Consider the following 17,625-nt stretch of genomic DNA (forward strand, 5'->3'; position numbering starts at 1 on the left):
CGTTACAAGGGAAAATCTCGCAAAATCTGCGAATTTCACCGGAAATGCGCCGAAATGTGGTTTCAAAGCGCTTGCAGACGCCCTGCAACCACCCGGTCACGCCCATCGAGATCAGAGATCACCGCGACGTCGCAAAGCCCTGACGCGCGGAAAAGCTCTGCCACCGCCGCCCCCTGCGCGGGCCCGATTTCCACCAGAAGCCGCCCGCCCGGTTCCAGATGCGCTGCCGCGCCGGCGGCGATGGCGCGATAGGCGGCAAGCCCGTCGCCCTCGTCCGTGAGCGCCATGCGCGGCTCGTGGTCGCGCACTTCGGGGGCCAGTTCCGGCATTTCGGTCAGGGCGATATAGGGCGGATTCGAGACGATTAGATCGAAGCTCTCGGGCGCATCGCCAAGCGCGCCCCACCAATTGCCTTGCGCCAGCGCCGCACGCGGCTCCAGTTGCAGCGCATTGCGGTTCCAGAAGGCCACTTCAAGCGCCTGCGCGCTGAGGTCGGTGCCGATGCCGTTGGCCCCCTGCCGCTCGGCCAGCAGCGTCAGCAGGATGCAGCCCGAGCCGGTGCCAAGATCGAGCACGCGAGCGAAAGGCTGCGACAGCGCCGCCTCGATCAGAATTTCGGTCTCGGGACGTGGGTCGAGCACGTCGGAGGTGACGAGGAACTCGCGCCCGTAGAACTGCCGCCGCCCGGTCAGATGCGAGACCGGCACCCGTGCGGCGCGGCGGTCGATCAGCGCGTCAAACAGCACAGCATGCTCGGGCGCGACCGGTTCGGGCAGGAACAGGGTCAGCCGCCCCGGCGGCACCTTTAGCACATGCGCCAGCAGCCGCCGGGCGTCACGGCCCGGATCGGGCACCCCGGCCTCGACCAGCCGCGCCGTGGCGCGCGCCAGCAGCGCCGATCCTGTGGCCGCGCCGCTCATACCATCTCCGCCAGCATGGAGGCCTGCGCATCGGCAGTGAGCGCGTCGATGATCTCGTCAAGATCACCGCCCAGCACCGCTTCGAGCTTGTAGAGCGTCAGGCCAATGCGGTGATCGGTCATCCGCCCCTGCGGAAAGTTGTAGGTGCGGATGCGCTCCGAGCGATCTCCCGAGCCGACCTGCGCCTTGCGGTCCGAGGCGCGGCTCTCGTCAGCCTTCTGCCGCTCCATGTCGAACAGCCGCGCGCGCAGCACGTTCATTGCGATCTCGCGGTTGCGGTGCTGGGACTTTTCCGAGGAGGTGACCACCAGACCGGTGGGAACATGGGTGATGCGCACGGCGGAATCGGTGGTGTTGACATGCTGGCCGCCAGCGCCAGAACTGCGCATCGTGTCGATCCGCAGGTCATTGGGATTGATCTCGATGTCCACTGCCTCGGCCTCGGGCAGCACCGCCACCGTCGCCGCAGAGGTGTGGATGCGTCCGCCGCTTTCGGTTTCGGGCACGCGCTGCACGCGGTGCACGCCGCTTTCGAACTTGAGCCGGGCAAAGACGTTCTCACCCTCGATGCGCACCACCAGTTCCTTGATGCCGCCAAGTTCCGAAAGCTGTTCCTCGATCACCTCCCAGCGCCAGCCGCGCGCCTCGGCGTAGCGCTGATACATGCGCGCCAGATCGCCGGCGAACAGCGCCGCCTCGTCGCCGCCGGTGCCGGGGCGGATCTCGAGGATCGCGGGACGGGCGTCGGCGGCGTCGCGCGGCAGCAGCGCCAGTTGCAGCGCGTGCTCGGCCTCGGGCAGCCGCGCGCGCAGGCCGGGCAGTTCCTCCTCGGCCAGTGCCTTCATCTCGGGATCGCCGAGCATCTCCTCGGCCTCGGCGAGGTCAGCCTGTAGGCGCTCCCATTCCGCGATCTGGTCGACCACGGGTTTCAGTTCGGCATATTCGCGCCCGAGCGCGGCGATATCGCCCCGCCCTTCGGCCATGCAGGCCTGGACATACTCGAAACGGTCACGGATCTGGTGAAGTCGGTCAGCGGGGATCATCCGCATTCCTTTCCCCATTGCCGCGCGCGGGTCAAGTCCGTGCGAGGCGCGACAATTCTCTTCGCAGCGATTTGCAGCGGCCCGCGTCGCGGCGCGGCCTTAGCCCTGCTGTGCCCCGAGATCGGCCAGCCAGCCATCCACCCGCGCCTTGTTCACCCCCATGTCGGACTGGCCAAAGCGCTGGCGGGCGTAAAGCTCGAGGTGATCCTCGACGAATTGCACGGTGGTGTAGTCCGGAAAGCCCATCCATTTAGAACGCGAGATATAGGTCACGCGACCGTCGTCCGGGCTGCCGGCCAGCACCTCTGTGCGCGGGCTTTCAAGGATGATCCGATGCAGCGCCTCAAAGGTTTCTTCGCTGCCCGCGATACGGCGGCGCACGCCGCTGGCGAGATCCTGATCGGCGGTGACCTGCGGGTCAACGTTCCACACCGAAGGGTCTGACGGAGCGAGGCGAATCCAGGCCAGACCAGCCACGACAAGCAGGATGATGATCCAGAATACCATGCGCACCACGTTTTCCTTTCCTTCTTCGCGCCCGCCGCGCGGGGCGGCGGGTTGCTTCTGATTTCACGATTCCCGCGGGCAATCAAAGGCCGAACACGGCCGCTCGCGCGATTGTGCCCGCTCAGCGCCGGGTCCATCCCCAGAGGCACAGCAGTTCCGTCGCCACATGTGCCCCGGCGATGGCGGTGGCGCCGGTGGTGTCGAAGGGCGGCGAGACCTCGACGATGTCGCCACCGACCATGTTGATCCCCGCCAGCTCGCGCAGGCAGACCGCCGCCTGATGGCTTGTCAGACCGCCCCAGACCGGCGTGCCGGTGCCCGGCGCGAAGGCCGGGTCGAGCGCGTCGATATCGAAGGTCAGATAGACCGGATGGCCGCGCACGATCTCGCGCGCCCGCGCCGCCGCCGCCTCGGGGCCGATGCGGTGCAACTCGCGCGCATTGATGATGTTGAAACCCAGCGTGTCGGGGTTGTCCGTCCGGATGCCGATCTGCACCGAGCGCGCCGGGTCCACCAGTCCCAGCTTCACCGCCTTGTACATGAAGGTGCCGTGGTCGATGCGGCCGAAATCATCGTCGGCCCAGGTGTCGGTATGCGCATCGAACTGGATCACCGACAGCGGGCCATACTTGGCGGCATACGCCTTGAGAATCGGCAGGGTGATCGAGTGATCACCGCCCAGCGTGACCGTCGCCGTCTCGGTGGCGAGGATGCCGGCGATATGCGCCTCCAGCGTCTCGGGGAAGGCGGGCACATTGGCGTAATCGAAGGCCAGATCGCCATAATCGGCAATGGCGAACTCCGACAGCACGTCAAAGCCCCAGCCATAGGGCGCATCACACGGCTGCAGCAGCGAGGCCTCGCGGATCGCCCGCGGGCCCAGCCGGGTGCCGCTGCGATTGGTCACCGCCTGATCGAAGGGCACGCCGGTCACCGCAACGTCGGCACCGGACAAATCCTTGGTGTAGCGCCGCCGCAGGAACGAAGCCGCCCCGCCGAACACGTTCTCAAAACTCGGCCCCTTCAGATCCTCGCGGGTGAAGGCGTGGTCGATCTGGGTCTTGGCATCTTCAAGCGCCATGGGATCACTCCTGAACCGGCAGCGCGGTCTCGATCAGCCGCGCGAAGAAGCTCGCACCGATCGGCGCGATCTCGTCGTTGAAATCATACTGCGGATGGTGGCAGCCATAGGTGTCGCCCTGCCCCAGATGTAGATAGGCGCCGGGCCGCGCCTGCAGCATGTAGGAGAAATCCTCGGCCGGCATGATCGGATCACAATCGTCGGTCACCAGGTCGGCGCCCACCACCTCGCGGGCAATGCGCGCGGCAAAGGCCGCCTGCTCGGGGTGGTTTTCGGTCACCGGGTAGCCGCGGTGATAGGTCACCTCGGCGGTGCAGCCATAGACCTCGGCTTGCAACTTGGCGATCTCGCGGATGCGGCGCTCGGCCAGATCACGGGTCGGGGCGCTGAAGCAGCGCACGGTGCCGGTCAGATAGGCGGTGGCGGGAATGATATTGTCGGTGGTGCCCGCATGGATTTGCGTCACCGACACCACCAGCCGGTCGAGCGCGTTGACGTTGCGGCTGACAATGGTCTGCATCGCCTGCACGATGCTTGCCGCCGCCGGAATCGGATCGATGCAATCCTGCGGCGAGGCACCATGCCCGCCCTTGCCCGACACATCGATGCGGAACTCGTCGGCAGAGGCCTGCAGCGCCCCCGGCGTGGTGAGGAAATGGCCCGGCGCATCGCCCGGCGCATTATGCATCCCGTAAACCTCTGCGACGTCGAAACGGTCCATGATGCCTTCGTCGATCATCGCCTTGGCACCGCCGCCGCCCTCTTCGGCGGGCTGGAAGATCAGCGCCACGCGACCCGAGAAATTCCGCGTCTCGGCAAGATACTTGGCAGCGGCAAGCAGCATCGTTGTGTGCCCGTCGTGGCCGCAAGTATGCGCCACGCCCGGCACGGTCGAGGCATGGTCGGCGCCCGACAGGTCGTCCATCGGCAGCGCATCCATGTCGGCGCGCAGCCCGATGGTCCGGCCCGGCCCGCGCCCCTCGATGATCGCCACCACGCCCGATTGCGCAATGCCCTCGTGGATCTCGATGATGCCGAAGCTCTTGAGCTTGTCGACGACAAAGGCCGCAGTCTTGTGGCACTCATAGAGCAATTCGGGATGCTGGTGCAGGAAGCGGCGCCATTCTTTCAGCGTCTCGGCCTCGGCGGCGATAGAGTTGATCACGGGCATTGCGGTCTTTCCTTGGTGCTGGTCCGGGCCGCCTGTCCCCGCGGGGACAGGGCGGATCCGGTCTTTGGCGCCAAGAAAGGCCGAAAAACATCACGCCCGCAAGGGTTGACGCGACTCCACCAGTTTCACGAAATACGACGCACCGATCGGGGCCGCCTCATCGTTGAAGTCGAACTTCGGGTGGTGCACCGACGGGCCGACCCCCTGCCCCAGATAGACGAATGCCCCCGGACGCGCCCCGAGCATGTAGGAAAAATCCTCGGCCCCCATCGACGGCGCGATCTCGTCCAGCACGTCGGCCGCGACGCCCTGCGCAACCCGCACGGCGAACTCGGTCTGGCGTGCGTGGTTCACCGTCGGCGGGTAATTGGGCTGGAAATCCAGCGCCGCGCTGATGCCATAGGCGCGCGCCTGCCCCTCGACGATCTCGTGCAGGCGGCGTTCGGCCATGGCGCGGATTTCGGCATCGAAGCTGCGGATTGTGCCGGCTAGGCGCATCGTCTCGGGAATGACATTGGTCGCCGAGCCGCCCTGCACCGTGGTCAGCGACACCACCAGCGATTTCAGCGGATCGGCGTTGCGCGACGGCACCGACAGCAGCGCCTGCCCGATCGCCAGCGCGCAGGGCACCGGGTCGAGGCAGAGATCGGGATGCGCCGCGTGGCCGCCCTTGCCGGTCAGCACCAGTTCGAAATCGTCCACCGCCGCCATGATCGGCCCCTTGGTCGTGGCCATGGTGCCCAAGGGCAGCGAGGGATCGGTATGGATCGCGTAGACCTCGGAGATGCCGAAACGGTCCATGATGCCCTCTTCGACCATGATGCGCCCGCCGCCGATGGTCTCTTCGGCAGGCTGGAAGATCAGCGCCACCTTGCCCGCGAAGTTGCGCGTCTCCGACAGGTATTTCGCCGCGCCCAGCAGCATTGTGGTATGCCCGTCGTGGCCGCAGGCGTGCATCTTGCCCGGCACTTGGCTGGCGTGCGCCGCGCCGGTCTCTTCCTCCATTGGCAGCGCATCCATGTCGGCACGCAGCCCGGTCACCGGCCCCTCGCCCTGCCCCTCGATGATCGCAACGACGCCGGATTGGGCAATGCCCTCGTGAATCTCGGTGATCCCGAACTCGCGCAGCCGCGCCACCGCGAAAGCCGCCGTCGCGTGACACTCCAGGCTCAGTTCCGGGTTCTGATGCAGATGACGGCGCCATGTGCGCATCTCGTCGGCATAATCCGCGATCCGGTTCACGATGGGCATGACTGGACTCCTGAAGGTCTTTGAAGCAGGACAAGGTAAAATACCCATATAGCGGAGATGTCCATGACCAGCGATCCGAGCCGCGATCTGATCCACGATGAACGTGGCGGCATGCCCCGCCTTCTGGAGATCATGCGGCGTCTGCGCGACCCCGAAACCGGCTGCCCGTGGGATCTGGAGCAGGATTTCGCCACCATCGCCCCCTATACGATCGAAGAGGCCTATGAGGTCGCCGACGCCATCGAGCGCGAGGCCTGGGGCGAGTTGAAGGGCGAGCTCGGGGACTTGCTGTTCCAGTCGGTGTTCCATGCGCAGATGGCCGAGGAGCGCGGGCTGTTCAGCTTCGCCGACGTGGCCGACACCATGTCCGACAAGATGGTCGCCCGCCATCCGCATGTCTTTGGGGACGAAAGCAACGACAAATCTCCAGAGCAGCAGACCGCCGACTGGGAGAAGATCAAGGCCGCCGAACGCGCCGCCAAGGCCGAAAAGGGCGTGCTGGATGGGGTTGCGCTGGGGCTGCCGGCGCTGCTGCGCGCGGTGAAGCTGCAAAAGCGCGCCGCGCGCGTGGGTTTTGACTGGCCATCGACCGACGAGGTGATCGACAAGATCGTCGAGGAAGCACAGGAACTGCGCGAGGCCACCGATGCCGACCACGCCGAAGAGGAATTCGGAGACCTGCTTTTTGTGATGGCCAATCTCGCCCGTCACATGGACATCGACCCCGAACAGGCGCTGCGCCGGGCCAACGCCAAGTTCACCCGCCGCTTCGGCGCCATCGAAACGGCGCTCGAGGCGCGCGGCAAGCGGCCCGAAGACAGCGATCTGGCTGAGATGGACGCGCTCTGGGACGAAGCCAAGGCGGTGGAAAAGGCGCAGAAAGTCGCCCGGGCGGAGGCGTCGCAGGCCGAGTTTAAATCCTGATCTTTCCCCTAGGGTATTGACCTGATAAATTCGCTCGGGTTATTGGCCGCCTGCGACTAGCCAATTCTGACAAGCATGACCGGAGGACTTTGATGCTGCGTCTCGGAACCGCCCTCGCCTTGATTGCCCCCACTCTCACGGCGGCCCCCGCGCTGGCCGAAGAGGTCAATCTCTACTCCTACCGTCAGCCCGAGTTGCTCAAGCCGCTGACCGACGCCTTCACCGAAGCCACCGGCATCGACGTGAATGTCGCCTATATCGACAAGGGCCTCGAAGAGCGCCTCGTCGCCGAAGGCGACCGCTCGCCCGCGGATCTCATCTTCACCGTCGACATCTCGCGCCTCGCCGCCGCCGTGCAGGCCGGTGTGACCCAGTCGGTCGAGAGCGACGTGCTCGAGCAGAACGTGCCGGCGCAATACCGCGACCCCGACGGGCAGTGGTTCGGCCTGACCACGCGTGCGCGCATCGTCTACGCCTCGAAAGACCGGGTCGATCCCGAAGAGGTGGTCACCTACGAAGGTCTCGCCGACCCCAAGTGGGAGGGCCGCATCTGCACCCGCTCCGGCACCCATGACTACAACGTGGCGCTGGTGGCCGCGATCATCCACCACCACGGCGAGGAATACGCCAAGGAGTGGCTGACCGGCCTGAAGAACAACCTCGCCCGCCGCCCGCAGGGCAACGACCGCGCGCAGGTCAAGGCGATCTGGGCCGGAGAATGCGACATCAGCCTCGGCAACACCTATTACATGGGCAAGATGCTCGAGGACGAAGAGCAGACCGAATGGGCCGACTCGGTCAACGTGCTGTTCCCCGAGTTCGAAAACGGCGGCACCCATGTGAACATCTCGGGCGTGGCGATGACCAAATCCGCGCCGAACCGCGAGGGCGCGCTGAAGATGATGGAATTCCTGACCTCGCCCGAGGCGCAGGAAATCTACGCCCACGCCAACTACGAGTATCCGATCGCCCCGGGATCCGAGGCCGACGACCTGGTTCAGGGCTGGGGCAGCTTCACCGCTGACGACACCAACCTGATGACCCTCGCCGAGCTGCGCGGCACGGCGCTGCGGCTGGTGGAAGAGGTCGATTACGACGGCTGAGTGATCTCGGCGCCGAAAAAGTCATGAAGACATCACAAGGGCCCCGCGGGGCCCTTTTTCTTGTGCTGCGCCGGTGGCGCGGAGGTTGGGGGCGCTGCCTCCTCGCCGCGATGCGGCTCACCCCCGGCGTATTGTTGAAGAGAAGAAGCCGTCGGTGTCGCCCGTGCTTCTTCTCTTTTCAAATACGCAAATCCCGCGCGTCACGCCACGCGGCTCCCGTGGCTCCAGACGCCGCGCAGGCAGGGCTGGCCCTCGATGCGCCGCACCCGCACCACGTCGGCCAGCAGTCCCGGCGCCAGACGGCCGCGATCGTCGAGGCCGGAGGCGGCGGCGGGCGCCCGGCTCACGGTGGCGATGCCGCGGGGCAGATCGTCCCAGAGGTCGGCCAGCAGGAAGGCCGCCGCCATCAGCGCCGCCGGGACGTAGTCTGACGAGACGATGTCCAGCAGATCGAGCCGGGCCAGTTCCTCCGCCGCCACGTTGCCCGAGTGCGAGCCACCCCGGATGAGGTTCGGCGCGCCCATCATCACGGCGATGTCCGCCGCCTTGCAGGCCCGCGCCGCCTCGACCGTGGTCGGGAATTCGGCCAGCCGCACGCCATGGCCACGGCTCACCTGCACATGATCGGCCGTGGTGTCGTCATGGCTTGCGAGCACCGCGCCAAGCCGCCGCGCCGCCGCCACCGCACCGGCCTCATGCGCCGCGCCCAGTTCGCTGCGCAGGCGCGTGAGATTGTCCACATGCGCGTCGAAGTCATCCGAACTGAGCCCGTGCTTGCCGCACATGTAGTCGCGGTATTTCTCGATGTCGCGGAACTGCCGCTGGCCGGGCGTGTGGTCCATCAGCGACAGGATGCCGACCCGGTCGGCGGCGCCGAACTCTGCCAGTTCCTCCAGCAGCGTCTCCGAGCAGGTCTCGGCCCGCAGGTGCAGAAAGTGGCTGATCTTCAGCATCTCGCGGCTGCGCGCCTCAAGCAGCTCGCCCGCCAAGGCCCGCGCATATTTGCCGTATTTCGACTTGCCGTCGGTCACCACCGAGCCCACACGCATGGCGTCGAACACCGTGGTGATGCCAACCGAGGCCAGCTCGGCATCATGCGCGAGGATCGCGGCCGCATGCGGCCAGTTCACCTTCGGGCGCGGCTGCATGTGACGCTCGAGATTGTCGGTGTGCAGCTCGATCAGCCCGGGGATCAGCAGATCGCCGGCACAATCCTCGGCCCCCGCCACCGTGGTGTTGCCCGCATCAATGGCTTCGATCCGCCCGCCCTGCATCACCAGCGTGCCGGCGATCACCTCGTCTTCGAGCACGATCCGCGCGTTGCTCAGGATGGTTCGTGCCATGGTCTACCTCTTATCGTTGGCGCTCTTTGCGCCGTCATGCATCTGTGACATGACGCTGTCATGAAGCGCGCCATGCAAAATTATTCCCGATACGCCGTCTATTACGCTCCGCCGCCGGGACCGCTGGCCGAGTTCGCCGCCGCTTGGCTGGGCTGGGACCCGGCCACGGGCGATACCGTGCCGCACCCGCAGATCGAAGGGTTGCCGCGCCCGGTCTCGGAGATCACCAAGACCCCGCGAAAATACGGCTTTCACGGCACGCTGAAGCCGCCCATGCGGCTGACCGGCAGCGCCGAGGCGCTGCACGACGATCTCGCGGCGCTGAGCGCACGTCTCGCCCCGGTTACGCTGCCGGGCCTCGCGCTGAGCCGGATCGGCAGCTTTCTGGCGCTGACGATCGAGGGCGACGCCAGCCCGCTCGCGCGCCTCGCCGGAGAGGTGGTCGCAGGGCTGGACAGGCATCGCGCGCCGCCGACCGAGGCGGAACTGGAGCGCCGCCGCCGGACGCGCCTGAGCCCGGCGCAGGAGCAGAACCTGACGCGCTGGGGCTATCCCTACGTGATGGGGGAGTTCAAATTCCACCTCACGCTCACCGGCAAGCTGGCCTTTGGCGAGGCCGAACAAGTGGCCGAGGCGTTGGATCCGGTTCTCGCGCCGCTGCTGCCGCATCCTTTTTATATCCCCGACCTGTGCCTCTTCGGCGAGGCTGAAGACGGGCACTTTCACCTGCTGCACCGCTACGCCCTCACCGGCTGAAGCAATGCCTCGAGCCGGGCCGCCGCGACCTCCAGCGGCCCGGAGTTGTCGATCTCGTGAATTGTCAGCCCGCCCGGCAGCGGCAGCGCCGCGCGCGCCAGCCGCGCATTGATCTGCGCCGCGCTCTCGCGCCCCCGCGCAGTCAGCCGCTCCGCGAGCACCTCGGGTCGTGCCGTCACATGGAGCACCTCCAACTCTGGCAGCAGCTGGGCCGCCTGCGCCAAGGCCCCGCGCGAGCCGTTGAACACAACCGGGCGGCCCGCCTCGCGCGGTGCCAATTCCGACCAGCGGATGCCGTAGTGCAGCTCGTGCGCGCGCCAGTGCAGCGCGAACGCACCCTCCGCAAGCATCTGCGCAAACAGCTCCTCCGTCACCGCGAGGCAGGGCTCGCCACCCGCATCCGGCGCGCGGGTGATCACCCGTTGCACCAAATGCAATCCGGGCACTCTCGGCGCGACCTCGGCAAGCAGACTGTCCTTGCCCACCCCCGAGGGTCCGACCAGCGCGAAAACCCGCCGCCTCATGCCGCCCGCGCCGGGGTGAAGCCGCTGACGTCGATCTCGCGGTCGCAGACCGCCTCCCGCGCCTCGGCGTCGTGAAAGATGCCGATGATCGCAGCGCCGCGCGCCTTGGCCTCGGAAATCAGCTCCAGCACCACGGCGCGGTTGGTGGCGTCGAGCGACGCCGTCGGCTCATCGAGCAGCAGCGCCGGGAACGCATGGGCAAAGCCGCGCGCGATATTGACCCGCTGCTGCTCGCCGCCCGAGAAGGTGGTGGGCGAGAGGCTCCAGAGGCGCTCAGGGATGTTGAGCCGCGCCAAGAGCGCGCGCGCCCGCGCCTCGCCCTCGGCCGCGCTGCCGCCCGCGGCCAGCACCGGCTCGGCCACCACCTCCAGCGTCGGCACCCGCGGCACCACGCGCAGGAACTGGCTGACGTAGCCCAGCACCTCGCGGCGCAGCGTCAGAATCTCGCGCGGTTCGGCCTGCGCCACATCCACATCGCCCACCATGATGCGCCCGGCCCCGGCAAGATAATTGCCGTAGATCATCCGCATCAGCGTCGACTTGCCCGCGCCGGAATTGCCCACCAGGGCCACGCATTCCCCGGGCGCGACAGAAAGCGAGGCGCCCTCCATCACCGGGATCACCGCGCTGCCCTGATTGTGCAGCACGAAACTCTTTGCAACGTCCGAGATACGGATCATCCGCCCAGCCCTTCTTCTCTTTCCAAATACGCACATCCCGCCCGTGCCAAGGGCGCCGCGCCGCTCATACCTGCAGCACGCTGGACACCAGCAGCTGCGTGTAACCATGCTGCGGATCATCCAGAACCTGATCGGTGAGCCCGGTCTCGACCACCTGCCCGCCCTTCATCACCATCAGCCGGTCGGCGAGCAGACGCACCACCGCCAGATCATGGGTGACAATCACCGCCGAGAGGCCCATCTCGCGCACCAGCCCGCGCAGGAGGTCCAAGAGCCGCGCCTGCACCGAGACATCCAGCCCCCCGGTGGGCTCGTCCATGAACACCAGCCGCGGACCGGTGACGAGGTTGCGGGCAATCTGCAGGCGCTGCTGCATGCCGCCCGAGAAGGCACGGGGGCGGTCGTCGACGCGGTCCTCGGTGATTTCCACCCGGCCCAGCCAGTCGATCGCCTGCGCCCGGATATCGGCGTAGTTGCGCGCGCCGACGGCCATCAGCCGCTCGCCGACATTGCCGCCCGCCGAGACGCCCATGCGCAGCCCGTCGCGGGCGTTCTGATGCACGAAGGCCCAGTCGGTGCGCGCCAGCATCCGCCGCTCCGGCTCGGACATGGCAAGCACGTCGCGCGGGCCGTGTGCGCGGGTGTCGAAGACCACCTTGCCCGCATCGGGGGCCATCTGGCCCGACAGGCACGACAGCAGCGTCGACTTGCCAGAGCCGCTCTCTCCGACAATGCCCATAACCTCGCCGGGCCAGAGATCGAAACTCACATCGCCGCAGCCGAGCCGCGCGCCATAGTGCTTGGTGACGCCCTGAACGGAGAGCAGCGGGGTCATGCGAATTCCTCCTGTGGGGAGAGCGCGCCGCGGTGCCCTTCGGCCTGCCGCGAGGCACAGAAATCGGTGTCGGAGCAGACGAACATGCGCCCGCCCGCATCGTCGGTGATCACCTCGTCGAGGTAGCTGGTGCCGCAGCCGCAGAGGTCGCAGGCGTGGTCGGCCTTGCTGGCCTCGAACGGATGGTCCTCGAAATCGAGGCTCACGACCTTCGTGTAGGGCGGCAGCGCGTAGATGCGCTGCTCGCGCCCCGCGCCGAAAAGCTGGATCGCCGCGCTCTCGAGCTTGGGGTTGTCGAACTTGGGGATCGGCGAGGGATCCATCACGTAGCGCCCCTCCACTTTCACCGGGTAGGCATAGGCCGTGGAGATCGCGCCGTTGTGGGCGATGTCCTCGTAGAGCTTGACGTGCATCAGCCCGTATTCCTCGAGTGCGTGCATCTTGCGGGTCTCGGTCTCGCGCGGCTCCAGAAAGCGCAGCGGCTCGGGGATCGGCACCTGATAGACGAGGATCTGCCCCTCCTCGAGCGGCTGCTCTGGGATGCGGTGGCGGGTCTGGATGACCGTGGCCTCGGCGGTATGTTCGGTGGCCTCCACCGCGGCGGTGCGTTCAAAGAACTTGCGGATCGAGACCGCGTTGGTGGTGTCATCGGCCCCCTGATCGATGACCTTCAGCCGATCCTCGGGGGTGAGGCAGGCGGCGGTCACCTGCACGCCCCCCGTGCCCCAGCCATAGGGCATCGGCATCTCGCGGCTGGCGAAGGGCACCTGATAGCCCGGCACCGCCAGCGCTTTCAGCAGCGCGCGGCGGATCATCCGCTTGGTCTGCTCGTCGAGATAGGCAAAATTATACGCCTGATCGGTCATGCCTCTTCTTCCTCGCCAAAGAGATAGACCTCGCCCCAGACGATCTCGTCGCCCAGTTCCGGGTCGGTGAAAGCTTCGAACAGCGCCACGTCGGGCACGCCTTCCTCGTCGAGCGGCAGATCGAGCGGACCGGTGATCCGCTTCACGTCCTCGATGACGCCCGCCACACCGCCGCATTCCGCGATATGTTCGGCGATCTGAACCTCCACCTCGGCAGGCGAGCCCGCCGACAGGCAGATGAACAGCACCGCCAGCGCGCTCTCGGTGTCGCCATCCTCAAAGAAAGGCGACTCGCTGTCGGGCATCCGGATCACCTCGACCAGCGCGCAGTACCAATCCTGCCCCTTCGGCAGCTCGGGCAGTTTCGCCCCGTGATAACCCTTGCTCATTCCGCAGCCTCCTTGACCGTTGCAGCGCCCATCGCCTCGGCGCGCATCTTGCGCACCAGTTCCAGCTCGGACTGGAAATCGACGTAGTGCGGCAGCTTGATGTGTTCGAGAAAGCCTGTCGCCTGAATATTGTCGGAATGGGCCAGAACGAATTCCTCGTCCTGCGCTGGTGCGCCGACATTCTCCTCGCCCAGTTCCTGCCAGCGCAGCGCCCGGTCGACCAGCGCCATGGAGATCGCCTTGCGCTCGGTCTGGCCGAACACCAGCCCGTAGCCGCGGGTGAATTGCGCCGGCTCGGTCTTCGATCCGGCGAACTGGTTGACGGTTTCGCATTCGGTGAGGGTCAACTCACCGATGCAGACCGCAAAGCCAAGCTCGGGCACCTCCATCTCGACCTCCACCGCGCCGATGCGCAGTTCGCCGACGAAGGGGTGGTTGCGTCCGTAGCCGCGCTGGGTGGAGTAGGCCATGCCCAGCACGAAGCCCTCGTCGCCGCGGGTCAGCGCCTGCAGGCGCAGCGGGCGGTCCGCCGGGTATTCCATCGGCGCGCGGGTCATGTCGGGCGGCGTATCCTCTGCGCGAACCTCGTCCTGTATCAATCCGTCTTTGTTCAGAAAATCCGTCACGCGGGGCGTCGCCTCCCGACGCGGTTCCGCGCTGCGCGCACGTGGAGGCTCGCCCTCGGCCTGCAGCGCGAAATCCAGCAACCGGTGGGTATAGTCGAAGGTTGGGCCCAGCACCTGACCGCCGGGCACATCCTTGAAGGTGGCGCTGATCCGGCGGTCGCAGCGCATCTCGGTGGTGTTCACCGGCGCGGAATGGCCGAGCCGCGGCAGCGTCGTGCGATAGGCGCGGACAAGGAAAATCGCCTCGATCAAATCGCCGCGCGCCTGTTTGATTGCCAGCGCCGCAAGGTCGGGGTCATAAAGCGAGCCCTCGGCCATCACACGGTTCACCGCCAGCGCCATCTGTTCGCGGATCTGCGCGACGCTCAGTTCAGGCACCGCGGTGTCGCCGCGCCGCTCCTCTGCCAGCCACTCGTGCGCCGCGTCGATGGCCCGCTCGCCGCCTTTCACAGCCACATACATCAGAGCGCCTCCACTTTGGTCGTTCGCGGCAATGCCGCCAGCTTGTCATCGCAGGTGAAGAAACAATCCCAACCCAATGGGAACAGTTGACTATTTCTTTCGAACGCGTCCACCTCCGGCAGCGAGAGCGCTGCCGAGGCCTCGATCCCCGGTCCGGTCAGTCGCATCCCTTCGGCGCGCAGTTCATCGCGCTCAACGATCAGCGTCGCCGCCCGGTCGGGATACTCGGCGGTGCCGATACGGTAACGGTCGAGCGGCTTCAGCGCGTCCCAAGGGCCGAGCGCGAACATCGCCTGCTCGGCGCTGACCAGCGGCGCGCCGATGTGGAAGGCAATCCAGTCCCGCAACGCGTCGGCGTCGCAGCCCGGCGCGAGGAAGATCGGCGTTTCACGATCGCAGAGCGTCAGCAGCAGCACCGCCGCGGCGGTTGAAAGCCCCGGCGCCTCGGCGCCCGCGACCTGCTCGATCCGGCCCGGCCGGGCCATGGCCTCCAGCGCCGCGCGAAATGCCCGCGCCGCCTCTACCGGAGCATCCTTGAAGCCCCCAGTCAGTACATCCTCCCGCATCAGTCGCCCCGCACCATTGTAAAGAAGTCCACCTTCGTCGCCGCCGCTTTCGCCGCGCGCGCGTCCCGCCGCGCCGCTTCCTCGGCAGCCAGAGGCCTCAGGACACGCGCCTGCATCTCCTCGGCGCGCGCGCCCTGCATCAGCGCATCCACCAGCGCCGCGCGCTGCGCGTGCCCTCGGTCACGCCCCGGCACATGCGCATGCCCCACCTCGCCGCTGTCCAGACGCAGCGCGCAACGTGTCACCGTCATCTCCCCCATGTTGAAGGGCGCGCCGGTGCCGCCCATGCGGCCCCGCACCATGACGCCGCCGGTCTCGGGCACGCGCAGCCAGTCGAAGCCGGGCAGCGCCGCCCCCTCCATCAGCGCCGCCAGCCGCGCCGCCGGGGCGCGCGCCAGCAGACCCATCCAGCCCTGCCGCGCCTTGGTTTCCTGTTCGGGAGTTTCCATCTGGACATCTTTCCGATTTGTCTAGATAACTATACAACTAGACAAGTGATACCCACGAAGCCCCGAGTCGGGCAAGGGGTCAGCACGTGAAGTTTCGGTGACAGAGGTCTTTCATGCCCCGCTCCCCCGTCTGGCAATCCATCGCCACAACGCTTGAAAACGAGATCGCCCGTGGCCATTACCGCGCGGGCGACAAGCTGCCGACCGAGGCGCAGCTGGCCGCGCGTTTCGCGGTCAACCGCCATACCGTGCGCCACGCGCTTTCCGCACTGGCGGAAAATGGGCTCACCCATTCGCGTCGAGGCGCGGGCGTTTTCGTGCGGGCAGCGCCGCTCGACTATCCGATTGGCGGGCGCACCCGCTTCAGCCAGAACGTCCGCGCCTCGGGTCGCCTGCCCGACCGACGCGCGCTGCGTCTGGAGATCCGGCCCGCCGACGCCGCAGAGGCCGAGGCGCTGCAGCTGCCAGACAGCGCGCCGGTGCTGGTGCATGAGGGCATCTCGATCGCCGGCGGTGCGCCTGTGGCGCATTTCATTTCCTACTTCCCGATCACCCGCCTGCCCGGGCTCGACACGACGCTGCGCGAGACGCGCTCGGTCACCGAGGCGCTGCGCCGCCATGGCATCAGGGATTACACCCGTGCCAGCACCCGCCTCACCGCCGAAGCCGCCACGGCGACACAGGCGCGGCATCTCAACCTGCGCGAAGGCGAGCCGCTGTTGCGCTCGGTGGCACTGAACCTTGGCCCCGATGGGATGCCGGTCGAGCAAGGCCACACATGGTTCGCCGGGGATCGTGTGGCGCTCACCGTCAGTCACGACGATGTCAGCGGCCCTGCCCACGACGCGACCCCACGTCATGCCGGTGACATAGATTCAGGGTAGTTCCTCGGAAAACCATAGAGCAGGCACGGCGGGTACTCAGCATGACGACCCTTCTCCCACCTTTGCGCCTTACCGGGGCGACCCTCCTTCGCGACGGCCGCATGCAGCGCCGCTCGCTGGTGATCGAAGACGGGTTGATCACCAAGGGCCCGCTGCCGGAGGTTGACCTTTCCGGGTATCTGATCCTGCCCGGCATCATCGACCTGCATGGCGACAGTTTCGAGCGCCATCTGGCGCCCCGTCCCAGCGCCACCTTCCCGATCGCGGCGGCGCTGCGCTCCACCGACCGCGAGGCCGCGAGCCACGGCATCACCACCGCATGGCTGGCGCAGTGCTGGAGCTGGGAGGGCGGCATGCGCGGCCCGGATTTTGCCGAGGCGATGATGGCGGGGCTTGCGGCCTACCGCCCACAGGCCCACACCGACCTGCGTCTGCAAATCCGCTGCGAGACCCATCTGCCCGGCACGCGCGAGCGGCTGCTGGCTGCGGTGCTGCGCTACGGCGTCGACTACGTCGTGTTCAACGACCATCTGCCCGAGGCGCTGGAGACCGCCGCGCGCGAGCCGATGAAGCTGGCGCATTGGGCCGCCCGCGCCGGCTGCAGCGCCGAGGAGTTCCACGCCATGCTGCGCGCCGCCCGCGCCTCTGGCCGCGACGTGCCGCGCCACCTCTGCGCGCTGGCAGAGCAGTTCGATGCCCACGACATCCGCTATGGCAGCCACGACGACCCGGACGGCGAGACGCGCGAATACTATCGGCTCATCGGGGCGCGTATCGCCGAATTTCCCACCACGGTCAGCGCCGCCAAACTGGCCCGCGCCTGCAACGATCCGGTACTCATGGGCGCGCCCAACGTGGTGCGCGGCGGCAGCCAGTCGGGCAATGTCTCGGCCCGGCATCTGATCGCCGCGGGCCTGTGCGACGCGCTGGTGTCGGACTATCACTACCCCTGCCTTTCCGAAGCGGCATGGACGCTGGTGGACAAGGGGCTGAAATCCTTGCCCGAGGCTTGGGCGATGATCTCGACCGCGCCCGCCGAGATCATGGGGCTGGCCGACCGTGGCACGCTCGACCACGGCAAGCGGGCGGATTTCGTGGTGGTCGACGCCCGCAGCCGAACCATCGAAGCGACGGTGACCGGTGGCCGCCTGACCTATCTCGCAGGCGAGGCCGGCGCCCGCCTCGTCGCGGCGTTACCCTGCCGCCGCCTCGCCGCGGAATAGGCCGGGCCGCATCCGCGCCGCG

The 17,625-nt window shown here is 67.3% G+C and carries 20 protein-coding genes; 5 read left to right on the forward strand and 15 right to left on the reverse strand.

Annotated features, from left to right (window positions below):
- Positions 1-62 precede the first annotated feature (62 nt).
- From prmC to ACXAJT_RS12205, 6 genes are all read right to left on the reverse strand, one after another.
- Positions 63-920, reverse strand: a complete 858-nt coding sequence (gene prmC / locus ACXAJT_RS12180) for a peptide chain release factor N(5)-glutamine methyltransferase (RefSeq protein WP_475235624.1) — start codon at positions 918-920, stop codon at positions 63-65.
- Entirely contained in the window at positions 917-1,963 is a 1,047-nt protein-coding gene (prfA, locus tag ACXAJT_RS12185; RefSeq protein ID WP_475235625.1) for a peptide chain release factor 1, read from the reverse strand. Before prfA ends, prmC begins: the two co-directional genes overlap by 4 nt.
- A 99-nt stretch (positions 1,964-2,062) precedes the next feature.
- Complete coding sequence (locus tag ACXAJT_RS12190) at positions 2,063-2,470, reverse strand: DUF1499 domain-containing protein (RefSeq protein ID WP_475235803.1); 408 nt, start codon at positions 2,468-2,470, stop codon at positions 2,063-2,065.
- Between the two features lie 121 nt (positions 2,471-2,591).
- On the reverse strand, positions 2,592-3,551 hold the full coding sequence (gene speB / locus ACXAJT_RS12195) for an agmatinase (protein ID WP_475235627.1): 960 nt from the start codon (positions 3,549-3,551) through the stop codon (positions 2,592-2,594).
- 4 nt (positions 3,552-3,555) lie between these two features.
- Entirely contained in the window at positions 3,556-4,722 is a 1,167-nt protein-coding gene (locus ACXAJT_RS12200; protein WP_475235628.1) for a M20 aminoacylase family protein, read from the reverse strand.
- Positions 4,723-4,812: 90 nt separating this feature from the next.
- Complete coding sequence (locus ACXAJT_RS12205) at positions 4,813-5,973, reverse strand: M20 aminoacylase family protein (RefSeq protein WP_475235630.1); 1,161 nt, start codon at positions 5,971-5,973, stop codon at positions 4,813-4,815.
- A 63-nt stretch (positions 5,974-6,036) separates the two neighbouring features.
- Here ACXAJT_RS12205 and mazG point away from each other — a divergent pair, with 63 nt between their 5' ends.
- Both mazG and ACXAJT_RS12215 read left to right on the forward strand, forming a co-directional pair.
- Entirely contained in the window at positions 6,037-6,897 is an 861-nt protein-coding gene (gene mazG, locus ACXAJT_RS12210; protein WP_475235632.1) for a nucleoside triphosphate pyrophosphohydrolase, read from the forward strand.
- Between the two features lie 92 nt (positions 6,898-6,989).
- Positions 6,990-8,000, forward strand: coding sequence for a Fe(3+) ABC transporter substrate-binding protein (locus tag ACXAJT_RS12215; RefSeq protein WP_475235634.1), 1,011 nt, complete (start codon positions 6,990-6,992; stop codon positions 7,998-8,000).
- 200 nt (positions 8,001-8,200) lie between these two features.
- Here the strand turns inward: ACXAJT_RS12215 and ACXAJT_RS12220 are convergent, their stop codons facing one another.
- Entirely contained in the window at positions 8,201-9,343 is a 1,143-nt protein-coding gene (locus ACXAJT_RS12220; RefSeq protein WP_475235635.1) for an alpha-D-ribose 1-methylphosphonate 5-triphosphate diphosphatase, read from the reverse strand.
- A gap of 72 nt (positions 9,344-9,415) precedes the next feature.
- On the opposite strand from ACXAJT_RS12220, the gene ACXAJT_RS12225 reads away from it, so the two are divergent.
- Positions 9,416-10,099 carry a DUF1045 domain-containing protein gene (locus ACXAJT_RS12225; protein WP_475235636.1) on the forward strand — a complete coding sequence of 228 codons (684 nt, stop codon included), beginning with the start codon at positions 9,416-9,418 and terminating at the stop codon, positions 10,097-10,099.
- On the opposite strand, the gene phnN is transcribed toward ACXAJT_RS12225, so the two are convergent.
- From phnN to phnG, 8 genes are all read right to left on the reverse strand, one after another.
- Positions 10,081-10,623, reverse strand: a complete 543-nt coding sequence (gene phnN, locus ACXAJT_RS12230; RefSeq protein ID WP_475235637.1) for a phosphonate metabolism protein/1,5-bisphosphokinase (PRPP-forming) PhnN — start codon at positions 10,621-10,623, stop codon at positions 10,081-10,083. The two genes, ACXAJT_RS12225 and phnN, sit on opposite strands and share 19 nt — an antisense overlap.
- Positions 10,620-11,303 (reverse strand): phosphonate C-P lyase system protein PhnL, encoded by a 684-nt coding sequence (gene phnL / locus ACXAJT_RS12235; RefSeq protein WP_475235638.1) that lies wholly within the window; start codon positions 11,301-11,303, stop codon positions 10,620-10,622. The genes phnN and phnL overlap by 4 nt, the downstream gene beginning before the upstream one ends.
- Positions 11,304-11,367: 64 nt before the next feature.
- On the reverse strand, positions 11,368-12,138 hold the full coding sequence (gene phnK, locus ACXAJT_RS12240) for a phosphonate C-P lyase system protein PhnK (RefSeq protein ID WP_475235639.1): 771 nt from the start codon (positions 12,136-12,138) through the stop codon (positions 11,368-11,370).
- Complete coding sequence (locus ACXAJT_RS12245; protein WP_475235640.1) at positions 12,135-13,004, reverse strand: alpha-D-ribose 1-methylphosphonate 5-phosphate C-P-lyase PhnJ; 870 nt, start codon at positions 13,002-13,004, stop codon at positions 12,135-12,137. The genes phnK and ACXAJT_RS12245 overlap by 4 nt, the downstream gene beginning before the upstream one ends.
- Positions 13,001-13,393, reverse strand: coding sequence for a hypothetical protein (locus ACXAJT_RS12250; protein WP_475235641.1), 393 nt, complete (start codon positions 13,391-13,393; stop codon positions 13,001-13,003). The genes ACXAJT_RS12245 and ACXAJT_RS12250 overlap by 4 nt, the downstream gene beginning before the upstream one ends.
- On the reverse strand, positions 13,390-14,481 hold the full coding sequence (locus tag ACXAJT_RS12255) for a carbon-phosphorus lyase complex subunit (RefSeq protein WP_475235643.1): 1,092 nt from the start codon (positions 14,479-14,481) through the stop codon (positions 13,390-13,392). Before ACXAJT_RS12255 ends, ACXAJT_RS12250 begins: the two co-directional genes overlap by 4 nt.
- Positions 14,481-15,047, reverse strand: coding sequence for a phosphonate C-P lyase system protein PhnH (gene phnH, locus ACXAJT_RS12260; RefSeq protein WP_475235645.1), 567 nt, complete (start codon positions 15,045-15,047; stop codon positions 14,481-14,483). The genes ACXAJT_RS12255 and phnH overlap by 1 nt, the downstream gene beginning before the upstream one ends.
- Positions 15,047-15,496, reverse strand: coding sequence for a phosphonate C-P lyase system protein PhnG (gene phnG / locus ACXAJT_RS12265; protein WP_475235646.1), 450 nt, complete (start codon positions 15,494-15,496; stop codon positions 15,047-15,049). Before phnG ends, phnH begins: the two co-directional genes overlap by 1 nt.
- 113 nt (positions 15,497-15,609) lie before the next feature.
- On the opposite strand from phnG, the gene phnF reads away from it, so the two are divergent.
- Positions 15,610-16,380 carry a phosphonate metabolism transcriptional regulator PhnF gene (gene phnF, locus ACXAJT_RS12270; protein WP_475235648.1) on the forward strand — a complete coding sequence of 257 codons (771 nt, stop codon included), beginning with the start codon at positions 15,610-15,612 and terminating at the stop codon, positions 16,378-16,380.
- Positions 16,381-16,421: 41 nt separating this feature from the next.
- A complete protein-coding gene (locus ACXAJT_RS12275; RefSeq protein ID WP_475235650.1) occupies positions 16,422-17,603 on the forward strand; it encodes an alpha-D-ribose 1-methylphosphonate 5-triphosphate diphosphatase in 1,182 nt (393 codons plus the stop codon).
- Positions 17,604-17,625 lie beyond the last annotated feature (22 nt).

This window comes from Salipiger sp. ABF4_146 (assembly GCF_056161345.1).

Bases quoted from the DNA above. Each gene is read 5' to 3' on its own strand.
- prmC (WP_475235624.1), bottom strand. From the start codon at position 920: ATGAGCGGCGCGGCCACAGGATCGGCGCTGCTGGCGCGCGCCACGGCG.
- prfA (WP_475235625.1), bottom strand. From the start codon at position 1,963: ATGATCCCCGCTGACCGACTTCACCAGATCCGTGACCGTTTCGAGTAT.
- ACXAJT_RS12190 (WP_475235803.1), bottom strand. From the start codon at position 2,470: ATGGTATTCTGGATCATCATCCTGCTTGTCGTGGCTGGTCTGGCCTGG.
- speB (WP_475235627.1), bottom strand. From the start codon at position 3,551: ATGGCGCTTGAAGATGCCAAGACCCAGATCGACCACGCCTTCACCCGC.
- ACXAJT_RS12200 (WP_475235628.1), bottom strand. From the start codon at position 4,722: ATGCCCGTGATCAACTCTATCGCCGCCGAGGCCGAGACGCTGAAAGAA.
- ACXAJT_RS12205 (WP_475235630.1), bottom strand. From the start codon at position 5,973: ATGCCCATCGTGAACCGGATCGCGGATTATGCCGACGAGATGCGCACA.
- mazG (WP_475235632.1), top strand. From the start codon at position 6,037: ATGACCAGCGATCCGAGCCGCGATCTGATCCACGATGAACGTGGCGGC.
- ACXAJT_RS12215 (WP_475235634.1), top strand. From the start codon at position 6,990: ATGCTGCGTCTCGGAACCGCCCTCGCCTTGATTGCCCCCACTCTCACG.
- ACXAJT_RS12220 (WP_475235635.1), bottom strand. From the start codon at position 9,343: ATGGCACGAACCATCCTGAGCAACGCGCGGATCGTGCTCGAAGACGAG.
- ACXAJT_RS12225 (WP_475235636.1), top strand. From the start codon at position 9,416: ATGCAAAATTATTCCCGATACGCCGTCTATTACGCTCCGCCGCCGGGA.
- phnN (WP_475235637.1), bottom strand. From the start codon at position 10,623: ATGAGGCGGCGGGTTTTCGCGCTGGTCGGACCCTCGGGGGTGGGCAAG.
- phnL (WP_475235638.1), bottom strand. From the start codon at position 11,303: ATGATCCGTATCTCGGACGTTGCAAAGAGTTTCGTGCTGCACAATCAG.
- phnK (WP_475235639.1), bottom strand. From the start codon at position 12,138: ATGACCCCGCTGCTCTCCGTTCAGGGCGTCACCAAGCACTATGGCGCG.
- ACXAJT_RS12245 (WP_475235640.1), bottom strand. From the start codon at position 13,004: ATGACCGATCAGGCGTATAATTTTGCCTATCTCGACGAGCAGACCAAG.
- ACXAJT_RS12250 (WP_475235641.1), bottom strand. From the start codon at position 13,393: ATGAGCAAGGGTTATCACGGGGCGAAACTGCCCGAGCTGCCGAAGGGG.
- ACXAJT_RS12255 (WP_475235643.1), bottom strand. From the start codon at position 14,481: ATGTATGTGGCTGTGAAAGGCGGCGAGCGGGCCATCGACGCGGCGCAC.
- phnH (WP_475235645.1), bottom strand. From the start codon at position 15,047: ATGCGGGAGGATGTACTGACTGGGGGCTTCAAGGATGCTCCGGTAGAG.
- phnG (WP_475235646.1), bottom strand. From the start codon at position 15,496: ATGGAAACTCCCGAACAGGAAACCAAGGCGCGGCAGGGCTGGATGGGT.
- phnF (WP_475235648.1), top strand. From the start codon at position 15,610: ATGCCCCGCTCCCCCGTCTGGCAATCCATCGCCACAACGCTTGAAAAC.
- ACXAJT_RS12275 (WP_475235650.1), top strand. From the start codon at position 16,422: ATGACGACCCTTCTCCCACCTTTGCGCCTTACCGGGGCGACCCTCCTT.